Source organism: Gymnodinialimonas ceratoperidinii, assembly GCF_019297855.1.
GTDB classification, from domain to species: Bacteria; Pseudomonadota; Alphaproteobacteria; order Rhodobacterales; family Rhodobacteraceae; genus Gymnodinialimonas; species Gymnodinialimonas ceratoperidinii.
Genome location: NZ_CP079194.1, coordinates 573,646 through 593,230 on the forward strand (window position 1 = coordinate 573,646; position 19,585 = coordinate 593,230).

Consider the following 19,585-nt stretch of genomic DNA (forward strand, 5'->3'; position numbering starts at 1 on the left):
CGGTTCAGAGGGCTTGGCGGAAGGTCTCGTGCGCGCGGGCCCAGATGCCGGTGTCGATCTGCGGCAGGGTCAAGAGGTGGGGCAGAAGCTGCGCGGCGAAATCCTCGGAGCTTTCGAGCGGCAGGAGCGAGGGCAGGTTGTCGATCGCCATGACGTCCAGCGGTGGGTTCTCGGCGACGCGCAGCGTCGGTTCGGCCCAGGTGGTGACGCGGTCGTAGACCTTGACCGGCGAGAAATCCGAGTCCGGATCGCAGGCGATGTCGCCGATGACGCGCAGGGCGCGGGGATGTTCGGCGGCGTCGGCGGGGACGAAGACCGGAACGCCCTCCATCGCGAGGATGCAATTGAGGAAGATGTTGTGGGAGAGGACCTCGGGGAACGGGCCGCCGTGGGCGGTTTCGGCCATGTCCCACGGAATCGCGGTGACGCCGATCTCTCGCAGGAAGGCCGCGGCGCCGGTGCCGGTTCGGCCCAGCGCACCGATGATCAGCGCCGTCGGTGGCGGCGCCCCGGCCTCGCCGAGCTGAGCCTTGATGTCCGCCACGAGAGCGGCCTGATCGGGCCAGGTGGTGACTGCCGCCATCGAGGCACCCCGGTGCTGGGCGGCCCAGGCGGCGGTGCTGAGCGCGGCGCCCACGAAGCCCGCCCAATAGCCGAAAGCGGCAACGCGCCGCTGGGTTTCGTCGACGAGATACTCCAGGTCGTAGAGCGCGCCGCCCCCGGCCTTGAAACGGGCCAGTAGGTCCTGACCGTCGGGCTGGCCTTTGAAGGCGTGGCCAAAAAGGATGTGGCGGTGCCTAAGCGGGCCGGTGTCGGCGGGAAGCTCCTTGAGCCCGAAGATCACGGCGTCATCAGGGGCGTTGCGCCAAGCACCCGAGGACGCGATCTGCGCGCCGGCGCGGCGGTACGCGTCGATCGGCAACACGCGGGTCGGGCTTTCCTCGACCGTGACCTCCATCCCTTCCGCCAGAAGACGCGCGACGCCCTGTGGGGTGATGCCCACGCGGCGCTCGTTCGCGCGTTCCTCGGCCCGGACCCAGAGATGCATCAATAGCCTATCGTGCTGCGGATCAGCGGCAATGCCGATGCGGCGGCTATGCCCACGACCGCCCCGGCGGCGAGCCGCAGCAGCGCCGTGCCTAGCGCCGGCGACGCGAGGGAGAGCACACCACAGACGGAGGCGTAGAAAGTGAGAGCGAGGATATCCATGGCAGCAAGGCTAGCAGGCTGCGCCGCTTCGCGCTAGCGCCGGTTGAGGTGCGAGCCGTTGCGAAGCCGCTTCGGGCCAGGGCGCGTGGGGAGAGAGGGGGATTGAGTTGTATTTGCCAAGATGAAGGGAGCAGCGGAGGTAAGTGACCTCGGCGCCTGCGTTTGAGGCGCGCGCGTCGCTTCTTGAACTGGCAAGGCGGGGCGGCAAAGGGAGGGCACCGTCCTCCCCACCAATGCCAAAAACTCAGACCACGTTTCTGCCTGACGCACAGCTTCATTGGGAGCACGACGCTCCTCCTTCATCTTGGAAAATATAACTCAATCCGACGTTGCCGCGCAAGACTACGCCAGAGGCAGAAACGCTGAGAGAGCAATTGTGCGGCTCAGGACCAGGTGACTTCGCCGAGGAAGATGTAGCCGGCGCCGTAGATTGTCTTGATCAGGCGGGGGTTCTTGGGGTCTTCACCCAGTTTCGTGCGCAGGCGCGAGATGCGGACGTCCATGGCACGGTCGAAGCTGTCGCCTGCGGCGCCGCCGAGGGTCTCTTGCATCTGTTGCCTGGAAATCAGCCGCTTGGGGGCGTTGAGGAAGAGGCGCAGGACCTCGCCCTCGGCGTGCGAAAAGGGCACCTCTTCTCCGTTCTCGTCGGTCAGCATGTAGCTGTCGAAATGCGCCGTCCAGCCGTTGAATCGCGCCGTGTTCTGGGCGCGGTCAGGCGCCTTGGGGCTGCGCAGGCGGGCGCGGACGCGGGCGATGACTTCGGCCGGATCGAAGGGCTTGATGATGTAATCGTCAGCGCCGAGTTCCAGTCCGGTGACGCGGTCCTGCACCTGGGCGCGGCCCGAGATGATGATGATCGCCGCGCCGGATTCCAGTGCCAGCCGGTGCACCACGGCGAGCCCGTCGCGGTCGGGCAGGCCGAGGTCGACGAGGCAGACATCGGGGGTGGTATGACGCAGGGCCGCTTCGAACTCGGTGGCGCGGGCAAAGGCGGCGGTGCGGAAGCCCGCATCCGAGAGCGCCTCGGACAGCATGGCGCGGATCTGCGGCTCGTCATCGAGGATCGTGACGAGTGGGGCGGCGGTGGTGGCATTCAATGCGGGGTCGGTCATGCGGTGTCGCTCGTGGCTATGCGCTCGGGCAGGGCGGTTTCCAGTGCCAATAGCTGGGCCAGTGCCCCGGCGTCGAGCGGTTTGCGCAGGACCGGCCAGCGGCGGGCCCCGGCGACGAAGAGCGGATCATCGGGGGGCAGCGAAGTCATCAGCGCCAGCCGCAGCGTCGTATGGCGTGCGGCGATGGTGCCGAGCAGGTCGACACCATCTGTGTCGCCGAGGTGAACATCCGAGAGGACCCAATCCAGCCCCGGAAGGTCGGCGAGGGCGCGGGCCTCCTCGGCGCTGGCGGCCTCGATCACCTGATGCCCGAGGTCTGTCAGCAGGTCCCGCACATGGGCGCGGATCTCGGCGATGTCATCGACGAGCAGGATCAGACGGGGGCGCGCCTCGGCCTCGGCGGGGCGCAGCGGCAGGCGCAGGAGAACCCGCGCGCCTTGGGCTGTGTTGGAGAGCCGGACCGTGCCGCCCGCAAGCTTCACGAGGTCGTAGACCATGGTGAGGCCGAGCCCCGATCCCTCGTCGCCCTTGGTAGTGAAGAAGGGATTCAGCGCCTGATCCAGCGCCGCCTCGGTGAAGCCGCGACCGCTGTCGTCGACGGTGATCTCGAGCCATGTGTCCTGCACGCTGCGCAGCGACAGGGCGATGGTGCCCGGACCCGCGCCGATACCATCGCGGGCGTTGAGTACAAGGTTGAGCAGCCCGTCCTGCAGCGATCCGGCGTCGAGCATCAGGGCCGGGTGAGGCAGGTCCACGGCAACGCTGAGCGTGATGTCGTCCGGCAGGGTGGCTTCGGCGAGGGGCGTGAAGCTGGCGAGGAAGTCCTGCACCACCACGGGCGCCGGGCGGATCTCGCGCGCGCCGGTCATGTTGGCGATCTTGTCGAGCAGGAGGCCTCCGCGCCGCACCGCCATGCGGGTCGCTCCGGTCAGCTCGTGGGCGCCGCGGGGCAGGGGGAGTTTCTCCAGCCGTCCCTGCAGGCCGAGGATGATCGTGAGCAGGTTGGCGAAATCATGGGCGAGGCCACTGGTAAGCTGGGCGGCCAGTTCTCGTTTGTGGGTCTGTTCCAGCGCGGTGCGGGCCTGGGCCTCTTCCGTCACATCGGTAGAGAGCAGGTAGACGCTGCCGCTGGCCTGCTCGTCGGGCGAGAAGGCGGTGCGGATTCGCCGTCCGGAGGCGGGGTCGGTGAATTCCATCACCGAGGCCTCGCCAGCACTGGCGCGGGCCAGCGTCGGGCGCAGGAGGGCCGCGACTTCGGGTCCGAGCGCTTCCTCGAACGACAGACCGATGATGTCGTTGCCGCGGTCCGGCAACAGGGACGACAGGCGGCGGTTGGTGAAGGTGTAGATGCCGTTGGCGTCGATGTGGCTGATGTGGGCGGGCGCCATCTCGGTGACGCGGCGGGTGCGGGCCTCCATCTCGGTCAGGGCGGCCTTGGCCTCCTGCAACTGGCCGATGGTGGCGGCGAGGCGGCGGTTGGTGAGCGCCAGTTCCTCGGCATGGGTCAGGACCTGATCCGAGAGCTCTTCGGAGCGGGAGCGCAGCAGGGCCTCCTGCCGCTTGGTGTCGGTGATGTCGGTGTAGACGGTGACCCAGCCGCCCTCGGGTAGGGGCGAGCCCTCGACACTGATCGCGCGGCCGTTGGCGCGGACCCTCTCGACGTAGTGGGGCACGAAGGCGAGCGCCTGATTGACGCGTTCCTGTATGAAGGCCTCGGGGTCGGCGACCTTGCCGTATTCGCCGGCGGCGACAAGGAAGGCGATGGTCTCGTCGAAACGGGCGCCGGGGGTGGTGAGGTGATCGGGCAGGCCGAACATCTCCTTGAACGGGCGGTTCGACACGGCGAGCCTGAGATCGGCGTCATAGATCGAGAGCGCCTGCTGGATCAGGTTCAGCCCGGCGCGGGTGTAAGTGCTTGTCTTGGGGTCGCTTGCCATCCTCCATGGCTAGCGGCCCGGCGGCGCTTCGCCAAGGTCGCGCGCGGCGCTGTAACAATTCGAAAGGTTTGCGACAAAGTCAGGTAACGCTTGATCGATTATGCTTCTGTGGCACGGTGGTGCCGTCGGGAAACGCTCCGCTTCGAGAGGGCGCCCGACGCACGTCGACCGGGAGGGTCGGCGAAGGGAGGATAAATGGCTGAGATCAAGACGTCTTCGGACGCGCTGCATTCCGTGCCCGCGTTGCTGCGCCGTAACGCGGCCGAGCATGGGAGCAAGGCGGCGTACCGCGAAAAGGAATACGGGATCTGGCAGAGCTGGACCTGGTCCGAGGCGTTGGAAGAGATCGAGGCGCTGTCGCTGGGGCTGGTGTCGCTTGGACTGGCGCGGGGCGATTACGTCGCCATCATCGGCCGCAACCGACCGGCGCTTTACTGGTCCATGGTCGCCGTGCAGATGGCCGGTGGCGTGCCGGTGCCGCTCTATCAGGACGCGGTGTCGGAGGAGATGACCTTCGTGCTGGAACATTGCGGCGCGCGGTTCGTCATCGGCGGCGATCAGGAGCAGGTCGACAAAGTGATCGAGGCGCAGGAGACGCTGTCGGGCATCGAGCAGATCATCTACGTCGACAAGCGCGGGATGCGGAAATACGACCACAGCTTGATGAGCCCGCTCGACGAGGTGCAGGCGCGCGGTCGCGAAGAGCGCGAGCGGCTGCTGCCCGAGCTGCAAGCCCGCGAGGCGGAGCTGGATTACGACAGCACCTGCGTGATGCTCTACACCTCGGGGACCACGGGCAAGCCCAAGGGCGTGGTCCTGTCGAACCGCAACATCATCGAGACCTCGCGTGCCTCCTGCGAATTCGACGGGCTGCGCGCCGATGACGAGGTGCTGGCCTATCTGCCGATGGCATGGGTCGGCGATTTCATCTTCTCCATCGGACAGGCCTATTGGAGCGGTTTCTGCGTGAACTGCCCGGAAAGCGCCGAGACGATGATGACCGACCTGCGCGAGATCGGGCCGACGTATTTCTTCGCGCCGCCCCGCGTCTTCGAATCGCTGCTGACCAGCGTGATGATCCGGATGGAGGACGCGAGCCGCTTCAAGAAGAAGCTCTTCGACCGGGCCATGGCGCGCTCGAAAGAGACCGGGCCGAAAATCCTCGACGGCAAGCCCGTCAGCGCCGGCGAGAAACTGGCCTATGCGATGGACAACCTGTTGGTGATCGGGCCGCTGAAGAACACGCTGGGCATGAGCCGCGTGCGGGTGGGCTACACGGCGGGCGAGGCGATCGGGCCGGAGATCTTCGATTTCTACCGGGCGCTGGGCATCAACCTGAAGCAGCTCTACGGGCAGACCGAGGCGAGCGTTTTCATCACCCAGCAACCCGACAGCGAGGTGCGTCCCGACACCGTGGGCGTCCCGTCACCCGGCGTGGAGCTGAAGATCGGCGAGAATGGCGAGGTCTTCTACCGCTCTCCCGGCACCTTCGTGGAATACTTCAAGAACCCTGAAAGCACCGCCTCCACCAAGGACGCGGAAGGCTGGGTCGCCACCGGTGACGCGGGTTTCATCGAGGAAGACACCGGCCATCTGCGCATCCTCGACCGCGCCAAGGACGTGGGCAAGATGGCGCAGGGCGGGTTGTTCGCGCCGAAGTTCGTGGAGAACAAGCTGAAGTTCTACCCCGACATCCTTGAAGCGGTCGTCTTCGGCAACGAGCGCGAATATTGCACCGCCTTCCTCAACATCGACCTCGGCGCCGTGGGCAACTGGGCCGAGCGCAACAACATCGCTTATGCCTCCTATCAGGAGCTTGCGGGGCATCCGCAGGTTCTGGCCTCGCTCAAGGGACACGTGGAGGCGGTCAACCGCTCCGTCGCGGAAGATCCGATGCTGGCCCATTGCCAGGTGCAGCGCTTCCTTGTGCTGCACAAGGAACTGGACGCCGATGACGGCGAAATGACCCGGACCCGCAAGGTGCGCCGCAAGATCGTGGAAGAGAAATTCGCCGACCTGATCGACGCGCTCTACAGCGGCAAGTCCGAACAATACACCGAGACGGAAGTGACCTACGAGGACGGCCGCAAGGGCAAGATCTCGGCCACGCTGAAGATCATCGACGCCGAAACGGTGGCTGTCGATCACGGCCGGATGGCGGCGGAATGATGGGCGGGTTTGCTGCGCAAAGACGCTCGGGCCTCGCCCTTCGCCCCACCCTCCATCCCGCTCGGACCGCTGCTGAGGAGACGTCCTGAATGCTCGATAGTGCAACAGAAGGTCACGTGACCGCCGATGGCCGCAAGATCGGCCCCGTGGTACTGGAAATGCGCGCGATCACGCTGCGTTTCGGCGGTGTGGAGGCGATCAAGAACATCTCGTTCGACGTGCGCGAAGGCGAGATCCGCGCGATCATCGGACCGAACGGGGCGGGCAAATCCTCGATGCTGAACGTCATCAGCGGGTTCTACAATCCGCAGGAGGGCGAGGTGATGTATCGCGGCGAGAAGCGCCCGCCGATGAAGCCCTACCAGGTGGCGCGGCAGGGCATCGCCCGGACGTTCCAGAACATCGCGCTCTTCGAGGGGATGAGCGTGCTGGACAACGTCATGACCGGGCGGCTCAACCACATGAAGACCGGCCTTCTGGGACAGGCGATGTGGTGGGGCAGCGCCGATGCCGAAGAGGTCGCCAACCGCGCGAAGGTAGAGGAAGTCATTGATTTTCTGGAAATTCAGGCGATCCGCAAGACGCCGGTGGGCCGCCTGCCTTACGGTTTGAAGAAGCGCGTCGAGCTGGCCCGCGCGCTGGCCGCCGAGCCGCAGATCCTACTGCTGGACGAGCCGATGGCGGGCATGAACGTCGAAGAGAAAGAGGACATGAGCCGCTTCATCCTCGACGTGAACGACGAATTCGGCACCACCATCGTGCTGATCGAGCATGACATGGGCGTGGTGATGGACCTGTCCGACCGGGTGGTCGTGATGGACTATGGCAAGAAGATCGGGGACGGCACGCCGGACGAGGTGCGCAACAACCAGGAAGTGATCGACGCCTACCTGGGGGTGGCCCATGACTGAGCGCCACCGCATCGCCGCGCCTGCGCGCGCATCCATTCAGACAGGAGAGCTGCGACATGCCTGACCAATTGATCTTCGCGATGGAAGTCACGCTCAACGGCCTGATGACGGGGGTGATGTATTCGCTCGTGGCGTTGGGCTTCGTGCTGATCTTCAAGGCCTCGGGCATCTTCAACTACGCCCAGGGGGTCATGGCACTGTTCGCGGCGATGACGCTGGTGGGCATCCAGGAAGGCCGGGTGCCCTTCGCGCATCTGATCAACGAGATATTCGGGACCGAGATCCACCAATTCGGCTGGCACGTCCCGGCGCTGGGGGCGATCCTGCTGACGGTGCTGGTGATGATTGCCTTCGCCTATCTGGTGCAGCGTTTCGTCTTCAAGCACCTCGTGGGCCAAGAGCCGATCATCCTGTTCATGGCCACCATCGGTCTGGCCTATTTCCTTGAAGGGATCAGCGACCTGATGTGGGGCTCGGAAATCCGCAACCTCGACGTGGGCCTGCCGCAGGGGATCAACGACTGGATTGACGTCACCACTTTCGAGATCTTCGGCTACGGTTTCTTCATCGACAACCTCGACATGGCGGCGACGCTGATCGCGGCGATCCTCGTGATGGGGCTGATCGCCTATTCGCAATACACCAAGAACGGCCGCGCCATGCGCGCCGTGGCCGACGACCATCAGGCGGCGCTGAGCGTGGGTATCTCGCTCAACTACGTCTGGGTGCTGGTCTGGTCGCTGGCGGGCATCGTGGCGCTGGTGGCGGGGATCATGTGGGGCTCGAAATCGGGCGTGCAGTTCTCGCTCTCGCTGATCGCCTTGAAGGCGCTGCCGGTGCTGATGCTGGGCGGCTTCACCTCGATCCCCGGAGCCATTGTCGGAGGGCTGATCATCGGGGTCGGCGAGGCGCTGTTCGAGTTCGCGGTCGGTCCGATGATCGGCGGCGCGACGGAGAACTGGTTCGCCTACGTGCTGGCGCTGGTGTTCCTCGTGTTCCGGCCGCAGGGCCTGTTCGGCGAAAAAATCATCGAGAGGGTCTGAGACATGGCCCTGAGCATGACAAACTATCTCGCCATCGGACTCGGCACCGTCGTCTTCATCGGCGCCTTCGCGGCCGGGCTGATGATGTGGGTCAATGCCGGCACATGGGAGGACCGGGCGATGCTGGCCGGGCGCGTCAGCTGCGACCGGGAAATGGACGAAAGACACAGGCCGGGCAGCTATCGCACCAGCGCCCTGTGCCAATGCGTGGCCGGCACCGCCGCCGACCAGCGGCCCGGCGTGCTGAGCTACCTGTCCCGCGCGGCCATGGGGCGCGCGATGCGGGCGAACAATAGAGAAGCCTTTGAGACCTGCTACGCGGTGCATGGCGGCGACTACAGAGACGATCAGGGAGAAACCGGATGATTTACCGCGAATCGGGGGACTTCAAGACGTCCTACGCCGAGGACAACCAGACCTTCCCGATCATGTTCGACCGGTATGGCTATTACATCGTGCTGTTGATCGGTGCCTTGGTCATTCCCTTCGTCCTGAACGACTACTGGGCGAACTCGATCCTGATCCCGTTCCTGATCTACGCCATCGCGGCGATCGGGCTGAACATCCTGACGGGCTATTGCGGGCAGGTCTCGCTCGGGACCGGCGGGTTCATGGCGGTGGGGGCTTATACGTCCTACAAGCTGATGACGGCCTTTCCGGGGCTCGACATGATTTCGGTCACGCTGCTTTCGGGCGTGATGACGGCCATGGTCGGCGTGGCGTTCGGATTGCCGTCGCTGCGGATCAAGGGGTTCTACCTCGCGGTGGCGACACTGGCGGCGCAGTTCTTCCTCGTCTGGCTCTTCAACAAGGTGCCGTGGTTCTACAATTACTCGGCCTCGGGGCAGATCTCGGCGCCGGAGCGGAACTTCTTCTACTTCACCGATGTGGCCGTCACCGGCCCGAACGCGGAGAGCTGGGCGAAGTACCTGTTCTGCTTCCTCTTCGTCTTCGTGCTGGCCTGGGTGGCGCGCAACCTGACGCGCGGCTCGGTCGGGCGGCAGTGGATGGCGATCCGCGACATGGATATTGCTGCCGAGATCATCGGGGTGAACCCGCTGAAGGCCAAGCTGACCGCGTTTGCCGTTTCGTCCTTCTACGTGGGCGTCGCGGGCGCGCTTCTGTTCACCGTCTACCTCGGTGCCGTGGAAGTGGGCGAGGCATTCGGCATCAACAAGAGCTTCCTCGTGTTGTTCATGATCATCATTGGCGGGCTTGGCTCCATCTTCGGGAGCTTCGCCGGCGCCGCCTTCATGGTGATCCTGCCGGTGGTGCTGCGCAATTTCCTGACCGGCACGATGAGCTGGGACAGCGCGCTGGCGACCCATTTCGAGTTCGTCATCGTCGGTGGGTTGATCATGTTCTTCCTGATCGTCGAGCCGCACGGTCTGGCGCGGCTCTGGTCGCTGGCGAAAGAGAAACTGAGATTGTGGCCGTTCCCCCACTAGGGGAGGCCACGAAAGACCCCGTAGCTGGGAGGCGCGGGCAAGGAAATCGGACAATAATCCATGGGAGGAATGACCCGATGAAAAAACTGACACTCTTGGCGGTCGCAGCAGCGGTTGCCGCAGGCAGCCCGGCGGCAGCGGACCTCGTGTTCCCGTCGCTCAGCTACCGGACCGGCCCCTATGCGGCGGGCGGCATCCCCTTCGCGGACGGCTATGCCGACTACATGACGTTGCTGAACCAGCGCGATGGCGGCATCGGCGGGGTCGAAACCCGCGTGCCCGAATGCGAGACGGCCTACAACACCGAGCGCGGCGTGGAATGCTACGAAAGCACCCGCGGCGAGGGCGCGCTGGTCTACCAGCCGCTGTCCACCGGCATCACCTACCAGCTGATCCCGCGCACCGCCGCCGACGGCATCCCGCTGCACACGATGGGCTATGGCCGGACCTCGGCGTCGAACGGCAATGTCTTCAGCCATACGTTCAACTACCCAGCGAACTACTGGGACGCGGCCTCGGCCATCGTGAACCAGCTTCTGGAAGAGAACGACGGCTCGCTCGAAGGCAAGACCATCGCGCTGATCTACCACAACTCCGCCTATGGCCGTGAGCCGATCCGCACGCTGGAGACGCTGTCGGAGATGCATGGTTTCGAGCTGACGCAGTTGGCCGTCGACCATCCCGGTCAGGAGCAGGGCAACCAGTGGTTGCAGATCCGCCGCGAGCGTCCCGATTACGTCGTGATGTGGGGCTGGGGCGTGATGAACCAAGTGGCCGTGCAGGAAGCCATCAACATCCGTTATCCGATGGAGAACTTCATCGGTAACTGGTGGGCCGGTGCCGACCATGACGTCGAATCGGCAGGTGCCGACGCCGCGGGCTACCGTTCGCTCAACATGACGCGTCTGGGCGACATGCCGGTCTTCGACGAGATCCGCGAGCATGTCCACGATGCGGGCCTTGCGGCGGGCGACGGCTCGAACCTCGGCAACGTGCTCTACACCCGCGGCATGTACGCGGCCTTCCTTGCTGCCGAAGCTGCAGAGCTGGCGCAGGAGATGAGCGGCGTGGCGGAGATCGACGCCTCGATGATGCGCGACGCGATGGAAGCGCTGGAGATCACCGAAGAGGACATGGCCGCAGCCGGTATGCCGGGAATCGGGCCGGAGTTCTCGGTGACCTGCGAGAACCATGGCGGCAACGGCATGGCGATCATGCAGCAGTGGGACGGCGAGCAGTGGGTCACGCTGACCGACTTCATTGCCCCCGATGACAGCGTCATCGATCCGCTGATCGCAGAGGACTCGGCGCAATATGCCGAAGAGAACGGCATCGAGCCCCAGTGCGCCGAGAGCTGATCTGAAACCCTCCGGCGGCGGCGCTTCGGGGCTGCCGCCGGAATGAGTTGTATTTGCCAAGATGAAGGAGCGGTGGGGTGCCGGAATGGCCCGACGCGCGCTTCGAGACAGGGAATGACGGGATGCTGGATCAGGTGACTGAGGTTGACGCGCAGGCGGATACGCTGCTGGAGGTCAACAATATCGAGGTGATCTACAACCACGTGATCCTCGTGCTGAAAGGCGTGTCGTTGAAGGTGCCCAAGGGCGGGATCACCGCGCTTCTGGGCGGCAACGGCGCGGGCAAGACGACGACGCTGAAGGCGATTTCGAACCTGCTGCATTCCGAGCGCGGGGAGGTCACCAAGGGGTCGATCAAGTATCGCGACGAGCGGGTGCAGGACCTGAACCCCTCGGACCTCGTGGAACGCGGCGTGATACAGGTGATGGAAGGCCGCCATTGTTTCGAGCATCTGACGGTGGAAGAGAACCTGCTGACCGGCAGCTACACCCGCAAGGACGGGCGCGGAGCGGTGGCGGCGGATCTGGACCTCGTCTATGAATATTTCCCGCGTCTGAAGGAGCGCCGCACCTCGCTCGCGGGCTATACCTCGGGCGGGGAGCAGCAGATGTGTGCGATCGGGCGGGCGCTGATGTCACGGCCCGAGACGATCCTGCTGGACGAGCCGAGCATGGGTCTAGCGCCGCAACTGGTGGAGCAGATCTTCGGCATCGTGAAGCGGCTGAACGAAGAGCAGGGGGTGACCTTCCTGCTGGCCGAGCAGAACACCAACGTGGCGCTACGGTTTGCCCATTACGGCTACATCCTCGAGAGCGGGCGCGTGGTGATGGATGGTCCGGCGGCGGAATTGCGCGAGAACCCGGACGTGAAGGAATTCTATCTCGGCATGTCGGAGGACGGGCGCAAATCGTTCCGGGATGTCCGCTCGTATCGGCGTCGGAAGCGCTGGCTGAGCTGAAGGCAGGCGTCGCGCGGGACAGCGCGGCGGGGTGACAGGTCATTTTAGGGAAGATGTGGACGCCCCGAGGGGCGGGGAAAGGATCATTGGGATGCTTGATAAGAGCCAACCGCATTTCGACGCATTGGAGACCCGGTCCGAGGATCAGCGGACCGCCGAGCAATTGCAGGCGCTGAACGCGCAACTGGCGCGGCTGCGGGAGCAGGACGCGGAGGCCCTGCCGGATGCTGGGCCGCTGCAGGGGCTGGACGCGCTTGCCGCGCTTCCGGTGCTGCGCAAATCGGACCTCGTGGCGCGGCAAGCAGCGCAGCCGCCGTTTGGCGGCATGGTGGTGAGCAACCTCGCCCATGTGTTCCAGTCTCCGGGGCCGATCTACGAGCCGGGGGGCCTCAGCCATGACTGGTGGCGGATGGGGCGGTTCCTGCATGCGGTGGGGATCGGCGAGGGGGACATCGTCCAGAATTGTTTCGGCTATCACCTGACACCCGCCGGCATGATCTTCGAGAGCGGCGCGCGGGCGGTGGGGGCGGCCGTCCTGCCTGCGGGCGTCGGGCAGACGGAGTTGCAGGTGCGCGCGGCGAAAGACATCGGCTGCACCGCTTACGCCGGCACGCCGGATTACCTGAAGGTGATCCTCGACCGCGCGGACGAGATGGGGGAGGCGTTGTCCTTCACCCGTGCCGCGGTGGGCGGGGGCGCGCTGTTCCCGAGCCTGCGGCAGGAATATGCGGACCGGGGCATCACCTGCCTGCAATGCTATGCCACGGCGGATCTGGGCAACATCGCCTACGAGAGCGCGGCGATGGAGGGGATGATCCTCGACGAGGGGGTGATCGTGGAGATCGTGCGACCCGGCACCGGCGATCCGGTGACCGAGGGCGAGGTAGGAGAGGTCGTCGTGACCTCGCTGAACCCGGATTATCCGCTGATCCGCTTTGCCACCGGCGATCTGAGCGCCTTCATGGCAGGGCAGAGCCCTTGTGGGCGGACCAACCGGCGGATCAAGGGCTGGATGGGCCGAGCGGACCAGACAACGAAGATCAAGGGCATGTTCGTGCGCCCCGAGCAGGTGGCGGATCTTGTCGCGAAGACCGGCGCGCGGAAGGCACGGGTTATCGCGCGGCGCGAGGGCGAGAAGGACGTGATGCTGGTGCAGATGGAGGGCGCGGGCGGCGCGGATCTGGATGCGGCGGTGAAGGAGACCCTGAAGCTGAGCGGCACGGTCGAGGTCGTGGCCGAGGGCACACTGCCCAACGACGGCAAGGTGATCGACGATCAGCGCAGCTACGACTGAGCGCGGGCGTGGCCCAGCGGCGGTGTGAGGGGGAAGGCCCTTGCAAGGGCCTTGGGCAGCTTTTTCGAAAAAGCTGGGCCGCGCGGTGACGGCGCGCGGCAAAAGCCTTGCAAGGCTTTTGGGTGGAGCGGGCGACGTTGCTTTAGTTCGAAGCCTCAGCCGCGCGAAGCTCGGCCGGGGTGGCGAGGCCGTCGCCGTTGGCGTCCACGCGCGCGAAGGCCACGCGGTAGGCTGACAGCTGCTGGATGCGCACGGACATCGGCGCGCCTGCATTGGCCATCTGCTGGATGAACACGCGGAATTCCTCGAGGGTCAGCAGCTCGTCACCGTTGGCATCGGCGGCGAGGAAGAACTGCACGGCCTGATCTTCGTACTGTGCCACGGCTTGCGTTGCCGGGGCGGTCGAGAGCAGGGCGGCGGCCGAAAGGGCTGCAATCAGGATACGGGGCATCGTCGACTCCTTGGGTCTAGAGCACGGGCGTGGCCGTTTCGGACAATCTGGCAGGGGTCCGTGACATTCAGGCGACCGCCCCGGATAGATGGGGATGGCGCGCGGAAAATCCATGTCTGGCGGCGGGATCATGTGAGAATTGGCAGCGCTCTGCCGATTGCTATTCAATGACCGCCGATCGGGACGGAACCTCTTTGCTTCGTTATCCTTTAACCGCTGCAACCCGTGCTAGCGTTCGGGAGATCAACGATTCTATTTCGGAGAATGTTCCAATGCCATTGCGTGCTCCCGTACTTGTCACCGCCTTGATGACCTCGGCCCTGGGCGGGTTCACCGCCCCCGCCGCGCAGGCGGACACGGCGCTTTTGATGGTCAACGACCGCTATCGCAACGCGCAAAACCTGCGGCAGGCCGAGCCGGTGGAAGAACTGCGGGCCGAGCTGCTCGACGCCGGTTTCGATGTGATCACCGTCACCGATGGCGATGGCGGCGACCTGCGCGAGGGGCTCTCGCGGCTACTCGATGCGGAGGAGGAAGGCCGCATCCTGATCGCTGCCGTCGGCCATTTCGCGCGGGCCGACAGCGATAGCTGGCTCCTCGGCACCACGACGGACGAGCCCTCCCTCGCCTCGGTCGGCGGCGAGGGGTTGAGCCTCTCGGTCATGCTGGAAGCAGCGCAAAGCGCACAGGGACGGGCGGTCGTGATGCTGGGGCTGGAGCGGCGGCGGATCGACCTCGGCCGCGGATTGAGCGCTGGCATCGGCCGCATCGAGGCGCCGCAGGGCGTGACGGTTCTGGCCGGTACGCCCGATGACCTGGCCGCGTTCACAACCGATTACCTGCTGACCCCCGGCAGCGACATGACGCAAGCCCTGCGGGATGCGGGTAACCTGCGCGCGTTCGGTTTCGTCTCCTCCGCCGTCTCCTTCATCCCGGCGGAGACCGACGAGGCGGAGGAGCAGGTACGGCCGACGCCACCGGCGCAACCGAGCCAGGCCAACGCCGACGAAGTTGCCCTGTGGGAGGCGGCGATCGAGCTGAATACCCTTGGCGCCTACCGCGCCTACCTGCGCCGCTATCCCAACGGCACCTTTGCCGGTGAGGCCCAGGCCCGGGTCGATGGATTCGAGGCCGATCCCGAGGCCGAGGCGCGGGCCACCGAGGATGCCCTGGGGCTGGACCGGTCGCAGCGGCAGCAGATTCAGCGCAACCTCTCGATCCTTGAATACAACACGCGGGGCATCGACGGGATTTTCGGCAACGGCACCCGCTCGGCCATTCGCGGCTGGCAATCGGCGCGCGGCTTCGAGGTTACCGGCTACCTGACCCGGTCGCAGGTCAACGCCCTGAGCCAGCAGGCCGCGGCCCGTGCCGCAGAACTGGAGGAAGCCGCGCGCATCGCACAGGAAGCGCGCGAGCGTGAGGATCGCGCCTATTGGCAGGTCACCGGGCAGGGTACCTCGGAGCGGGGCGCGCGCACCTACCTTGAGCGCTACCCCGACGGATTGTTCGCAGAGCAGGCCGAAGCGCGGCTGGCAGAAGCCGAGCGCGCGGCCCGCGCGGAAGCCGAGGCCCGTGACCGGGCCGCCTGGGACGCCACGCGCGGCGCCGATACGGTGGCCGCCTACCGCGACTACCTCGAGACCTACCCCGAGGGCGCGTTCCGACAGCAGGCGCAGGCGCGAATCGATCAGTTGAACGGGCGCGGCAACGGCGGGGGCGGCTTCAACCAGGCGCAGATCGCGGAGTTCGAGGCCCGCGAAGCCGCGCTGAACCTGCCGACGGTCACGCGGTCCCTCATCGAGCAACGGCTGGAGGTCCTGGGGCTGGAGCCGGGGCGGGTCGACGGGCGGTTCGACAACCGCAGCCGCCGCGCGATCCGGCGGTATCAGCAATCGCGGGGGATGGACGTGACGGGTTATCTCAACCAGAACGTCGTCGTGCGACTGCTGGCAGAAACCGTCGGCGGCATCCTGCAGCTGAACGGAGTGGTTGATTGAATAATACCCCTTGGCGGGCCGCAGCCCTTGCGGCCCTTCTTGCGGCCATCGCCGGTGCGGCCTGCGCGCAGGACGCGGCCGAACTGGCCGCGGCCCGTGGCGCGCTGCTGCAACTGCAGGCGCGCAGTTTCGCCGAAAATGTCGAATATTGCGGCTATGTCGGACGCCTGCCGGACGGGCGGCTTACGGCCACCGAGGTCACGCGGGGCGACAGTTGGGGCTGTCTGAGCCGCGCCAACGAAAGCCGTTTCGTCGAAATCGTCGCAAGTTTTCACACCCATGCGGGCTTCGACCGTGGCGCCGACAGCGAGGTGCCGAGCACCAACGACATGCGCGGTGATATCGAGGAACGGGTGAACGGCTATGTTGCCACGCCGGGCGGGCGTCTGTGGTACATTGACTACCGCCGCGCCGAGGCGCGACAGGTCTGCGGGCTGGGGTGCATGGGACAGGATCCGGGCTTCGTGCCGGGTGACGCCGGCCCCATCGCGGCGAGCTACACTTACCGTCAGTTGCAGGACCGCGAGCGCTAGGGGCAACTCAGGGATCGACGTTCACCCCGGTGGTGCCGTCCGGGCTCGGGGCGGGGCAGGTGGTGGTCGTCGGATCGCAGTCCGGCTGGCTTTGCGCCACGGCGTGCAGCGGCGCGGCGACAGCGACGAGCGCGCAGAAAAGCGTTCGGATCAGCATGGCAGGGCCTTTCGGTCGAATACCGGCGCACGTTAGCGCGACGCGTGCCGCCGGCATATGGCGGAGAACCTGACCCGTGAGAGCGGCGGCAAATCGCGCGGGAGGGGGCGGCTCTTCGCTACATCAGCCCATGAAAAAAGCCGCCCGGTGAGGCGGCTTCTTCGAAGTCTGGGTCGCTCGAATGACCTTAGCCCTGGCGGGCTTTGAACCGGCGCTGCGTCTTGTTGATGACGTAGACGCGGCCCTTACGGCGCACAACGCGGCAATCGCGATGGCGGTTCTTGAGCGAGCGGAGCGAGTTCTTGACCTTCATGGGTCTCTCCTTCGTCGCGGCGCGTCAGCTGCGCCTGGTTACGGTCTGGGCGCTTTCGCGGCGCCCGGTGAATGTCGTGGCCCCTGGCGGAGCCTCTGTCCTTGTCCTGTTTCCGGGCTCTGCACGCAAAGCCGAAACTCAGGTTGCTGACATTTTCCGTGGAAAATGCAGCTGGTGGGCGATACTGGGATCGAACCAGTGACCCCTTCGATGTCAACGAAGTGCTCTACCGCTGAGCTAATCGCCCTTGCCCCTTTGGAACGCACCTTTTGGCCCATCTTGCGACACGGCCCCGGGCGCGGAGACCGCGTGGGTGAGTGGGCGTATAAAAGGTTGCCTGCCCACGTGCAAGGGCTTTTGGAGTGGCAAAATTTCAAGCTATGATCAGCCCCAGTCCTTTCGCGTCCGGAGCCTCAATGCACCCCCCTTATCGTCTTCACCTGCCGCGGGAAACGACCAGCTCCGTCGTTGTTGCCTCGCCCCATTCGGGACGCCACTACGCGCCGTCCTTCCTGGCGGCATCGGTGCTGGACGAGCGCGCGATCCGGTCCTCGGAGGACGCGTTTATTGACCGCGTGGTGGCCGAGGCGCCAGCGCTGGGTGCGCCGCTTCTGGTGGCGGAATGGCCGCGCGCCTACCTCGATCTGAACCGGTCGGTGGACGAGCTGGACCCGGCGGTCGTGGAGGGCGTGGCGCGCGGGGCGCAGACGCCGCGGATCAACTCGGGGCTGGGCGTAGTGCCGCGGGTCGTGGCCAACGGACGCGCGATCTACCGGGGCAAGCTGACCCGCGCCGAAGCCGAGGTGCGAATCGCCGCGATCTGGCACCCGTACCACGGCAAGCTGGCCGCGCTGATGGACGCGGCCCGGGCCGAGTTCGGCCGGGCGGTGCTGCTCGATTTCCATTCGATGCCCCACGAGGCGCTGGAGTCAGTGGTCCGGCCCGGGCTGCCGCGCCCGGAGATCGTGCTGGGCGACCGATTTGGAGCTTCGGCGGCAAGCGAGATCGTCGATGTGCTGGAGGCGGGTTTCGTAGAGGCGGGGCTGACCGTCAGCCGCAACGCGCCCTTCGCCGGCGCCTATATCACGCAGCGCTACGGCAAGCCGGACCGCGGCCATCACGCGATCCAGATCGAAATCGACCGGCGACTCTACATGGACGAGCGCACGATCCGGCCGAACGGCAATTTCGACGCCCTCGCGCAGATCGTGGCGCAGGTTCTGGCCCGCGTCATCGGCGCGATGCCGGGGCGTATTCCGCTCGCCGCCGAGTAATCCTTGGACATTGTCCGCCTTCGGCGGATTGCTTTCATGAAGAGAGAAGGGGCGCTGCCCCTTGCGCATCAAGATGCGCTGACCCCGGAGTTGTATCGGCCAAGATGAAGGAGGGAGCGGCGTCAGCGGAGCGCCCGGCCTTTCAGGATCGCATCGGCGCCGAAGCGGTCTCGGATCGCGTCCGTGGCGCGTTCGGCCTTGAGGCGCGCGGCCTCCTGCGGATCAAGGAGGTTGCCTTCGCGGTCCGCGAGATGGTCGGGGATGAGGTCGGCCACGCCGACGCCCAGAAGCCGGTAGGGGGTCGGGTGGGTCATGCGATCGAACAGCGTGCGGGCGGTGTTGTAGATGCGGTCGGCGGTCTGGGTGGCGTCGGGCAGGGTGGTGCGCCGGGTGATCAGTTTGAAATCGGCACGCTTGAGTTTGAGGGTCACGGTGCGCCCGGCAATGGATTTGGCCTTGAGGCGGTCCGACACTTTCTCGGCCATGCGCCAGAGGTGGCCGTCGAGCAGATCGGGATCGGAGATGTCCTCGTTGAAGGTGGTCTCGTTGGAGACGCCCTTCACGGCGCGGTCGCGCTTGACTGGGCGGTGATCCTCGCCGCGGGCCAGGTGCCAGAGACGCTCGCCCATGGTGCCGAAGCGCTCGTGCAGCGCCTGACGCTCCCACCGCTTGAGGTCGGAGAAGGTGTGGATGCCGGCCTTGTTGAGCGAAGCCTGCCCCACGGCGCCGATGCCCCAGATCATCCGGACCGGCTTGTCGTGGAGGAAGTCCTGCGTCTCCGCCGCGCCGATGACCGAGAAGCCGCGGGGCTTGTCGAGATCGGAGGCGATCTTGGCGAGAAACTTGTTGTGTGACAGGCCGATGGAGCCGGTAATGCCGATCTCGTCGCGCATCCGCTTGACCAGCCGGGCGAGCATCGCCGCGGGTGGTTTGCCGTGCAGGCGCGTGGTGCCGGTGAGGTCCATGAAGGCCTCGTCCAGCGAAAGGGGCTCGATGGAGGGGGTGAGCTCCTCCATCATCTCGCGGATTTGCTTCGAGACTTGGACGTAGGTATCCATCCGGCCTTTCACCACCACCGCTTCGGGGCAGAGTTTCAGGGCCTGGAACATCGGCATTGCCGAGCGCACGCCCTTGATGCGCGCGATGTAGCAGGCGGTCGAGACCACGCCGCGTCGGCCGCCGCCGATGATCACCGGCTTGTCACGCAGATCCGGGTTATCGCGCTTTTCGACACTGGCGTAGAAGGCGTCACAGTCCATATGGGCGATGGAGAGGTCATAGAGCTCGGGGTGACTGGTCACGCGCGGCGAGCGGCACGCCGGGCAGCGGCGTGCATCGTCGAAGGTTTCCAGGCAATCGCGGCAGAGGGCGGGCATGGCGCGATGATACGCCCAATCGGACGGGGCCGGAAGGCAAG

At 65.8% G+C, this 19,585-nt stretch carries 19 protein-coding genes and 1 tRNA gene; 11 read left to right on the forward strand and 9 right to left on the reverse strand.

The window, feature by feature from the left end; genetic code table 11:
- Positions 1-4: 4 nt before the first annotated feature.
- The 4 genes from KYE46_RS02815 to KYE46_RS02830 form a co-directional block, all read right to left on the reverse strand.
- Positions 5-1,051: a saccharopine dehydrogenase gene (locus KYE46_RS02815; RefSeq protein WP_219003321.1), complete on the reverse strand. Its 1,047-nt coding sequence runs from the start codon at positions 1,049-1,051 to the stop codon at positions 5-7.
- Positions 1,048-1,209: a hypothetical protein gene (locus KYE46_RS02820; RefSeq protein WP_219003323.1), complete on the reverse strand. Its 162-nt coding sequence runs from the start codon at positions 1,207-1,209 to the stop codon at positions 1,048-1,050. The genes KYE46_RS02815 and KYE46_RS02820 overlap by 4 nt, the downstream gene beginning before the upstream one ends.
- Before the next feature lie 383 nt (positions 1,210-1,592).
- Positions 1,593-2,321, reverse strand: a complete 729-nt coding sequence (locus KYE46_RS02825) for a response regulator transcription factor (RefSeq protein ID WP_219003324.1) — start codon at positions 2,319-2,321, stop codon at positions 1,593-1,595.
- A complete protein-coding gene (locus KYE46_RS02830; RefSeq protein ID WP_219003325.1) occupies positions 2,318-4,258 on the reverse strand; it encodes a PAS-domain containing protein in 1,941 nt (646 codons plus the stop codon). The genes KYE46_RS02825 and KYE46_RS02830 overlap by 4 nt, the downstream gene beginning before the upstream one ends.
- Before the next feature lie 195 nt (positions 4,259-4,453).
- Here KYE46_RS02830 and KYE46_RS02835 point away from each other — a divergent pair, with 195 nt between their 5' ends.
- The 8 genes from KYE46_RS02835 to KYE46_RS02870 all read left to right on the forward strand — a co-directional run bounded on the left by KYE46_RS02835 (position 4,454) and on the right by KYE46_RS02870 (position 13,440).
- Positions 4,454-6,427 (forward strand): AMP-binding protein, encoded by a 1,974-nt coding sequence (locus KYE46_RS02835; RefSeq protein ID WP_219003326.1) that lies wholly within the window; start codon positions 4,454-4,456, stop codon positions 6,425-6,427.
- An 89-nt stretch (positions 6,428-6,516) separates the two neighbouring features.
- Positions 6,517-7,338, forward strand: coding sequence for an ABC transporter ATP-binding protein (locus KYE46_RS02840; RefSeq protein ID WP_219003327.1), 822 nt, complete (start codon positions 6,517-6,519; stop codon positions 7,336-7,338).
- Between the two features lie 56 nt (positions 7,339-7,394).
- Positions 7,395-8,381, forward strand: a complete 987-nt coding sequence (locus tag KYE46_RS02845; RefSeq protein ID WP_219003328.1) for a branched-chain amino acid ABC transporter permease — start codon at positions 7,395-7,397, stop codon at positions 8,379-8,381.
- Between the two features lie 15 nt (positions 8,382-8,396).
- On the forward strand, positions 8,397-8,747 hold the full coding sequence (locus tag KYE46_RS02850; protein WP_219003329.1) for a hypothetical protein: 351 nt from the start codon (positions 8,397-8,399) through the stop codon (positions 8,745-8,747).
- Positions 8,744-9,829, forward strand: a complete 1,086-nt coding sequence (locus tag KYE46_RS02855) for a branched-chain amino acid ABC transporter permease (RefSeq protein ID WP_219003330.1) — start codon at positions 8,744-8,746, stop codon at positions 9,827-9,829. The genes KYE46_RS02850 and KYE46_RS02855 overlap by 4 nt, the downstream gene beginning before the upstream one ends.
- Before the next feature lie 77 nt (positions 9,830-9,906).
- A complete protein-coding gene (locus tag KYE46_RS02860; protein ID WP_219003331.1) occupies positions 9,907-11,187 on the forward strand; it encodes an ABC transporter substrate-binding protein in 1,281 nt (426 codons plus the stop codon).
- Between the two features lie 122 nt (positions 11,188-11,309).
- The gene (locus KYE46_RS02865; protein WP_219004985.1) at positions 11,310-12,146 is read left to right on the forward strand and encodes an ABC transporter ATP-binding protein; all 837 of its coding nucleotides are present in this window, start codon (positions 11,310-11,312) and stop codon (positions 12,144-12,146) included.
- Between the two features lie 91 nt (positions 12,147-12,237).
- Positions 12,238-13,440 carry a phenylacetate--CoA ligase family protein gene (locus tag KYE46_RS02870; RefSeq protein ID WP_219003332.1) on the forward strand — a complete coding sequence of 401 codons (1,203 nt, stop codon included), beginning with the start codon at positions 12,238-12,240 and terminating at the stop codon, positions 13,438-13,440.
- Positions 13,441-13,582: 142 nt separating this feature from the next.
- Here KYE46_RS02870 and KYE46_RS02875 read toward each other — a convergent pair whose 3' ends face one another.
- On the reverse strand, positions 13,583-13,891 hold the full coding sequence (locus KYE46_RS02875) for an EF-hand domain-containing protein (protein WP_219003333.1): 309 nt from the start codon (positions 13,889-13,891) through the stop codon (positions 13,583-13,585).
- Between the two features lie 272 nt (positions 13,892-14,163).
- Between KYE46_RS02875 and KYE46_RS02880 the strand changes: the two genes are divergently transcribed.
- Positions 14,164-15,891 (forward strand): peptidoglycan-binding protein, encoded by a 1,728-nt coding sequence (locus KYE46_RS02880; protein ID WP_219003334.1) that lies wholly within the window; start codon positions 14,164-14,166, stop codon positions 15,889-15,891.
- Positions 15,888-16,424: a DUF4329 domain-containing protein gene (locus KYE46_RS02885; protein WP_219003335.1), complete on the forward strand. Its 537-nt coding sequence runs from the start codon at positions 15,888-15,890 to the stop codon at positions 16,422-16,424. The genes KYE46_RS02880 and KYE46_RS02885 overlap by 4 nt, the downstream gene beginning before the upstream one ends.
- A gap of 7 nt (positions 16,425-16,431) precedes the next feature.
- On the opposite strand, the gene KYE46_RS02890 is transcribed toward KYE46_RS02885, so the two are convergent.
- From KYE46_RS02890 to KYE46_RS02900, 3 genes are all read right to left on the reverse strand, one after another.
- The gene (locus KYE46_RS02890) at positions 16,432-16,581 is read right to left on the reverse strand and encodes a hypothetical protein (RefSeq protein WP_219003336.1); all 150 of its coding nucleotides are present in this window, start codon (positions 16,579-16,581) and stop codon (positions 16,432-16,434) included.
- Between the two features lie 187 nt (positions 16,582-16,768).
- Complete coding sequence (gene ykgO / locus KYE46_RS02895; protein ID WP_008562923.1) at positions 16,769-16,894, reverse strand: type B 50S ribosomal protein L36; 126 nt, start codon at positions 16,892-16,894, stop codon at positions 16,769-16,771.
- Between the two features lie 172 nt (positions 16,895-17,066).
- Positions 17,067-17,141 (reverse strand) — tRNA-Val (locus tag KYE46_RS02900).
- 169 nt (positions 17,142-17,310) lie between these two features.
- Here KYE46_RS02900 and KYE46_RS02905 point away from each other — a divergent pair.
- Complete coding sequence (locus KYE46_RS02905; RefSeq protein ID WP_219003337.1) at positions 17,311-18,168, forward strand: N-formylglutamate amidohydrolase; 858 nt, start codon at positions 17,311-17,313, stop codon at positions 18,166-18,168.
- 122 nt (positions 18,169-18,290) lie between these two features.
- Here KYE46_RS02905 and KYE46_RS02910 read toward each other — a convergent pair whose 3' ends face one another.
- Positions 18,291-19,544 carry a DNA polymerase IV gene (locus tag KYE46_RS02910; protein WP_219003338.1) on the reverse strand — a complete coding sequence of 418 codons (1,254 nt, stop codon included), beginning with the start codon at positions 19,542-19,544 and terminating at the stop codon, positions 18,291-18,293.
- Positions 19,545-19,585 lie beyond the last annotated feature (41 nt).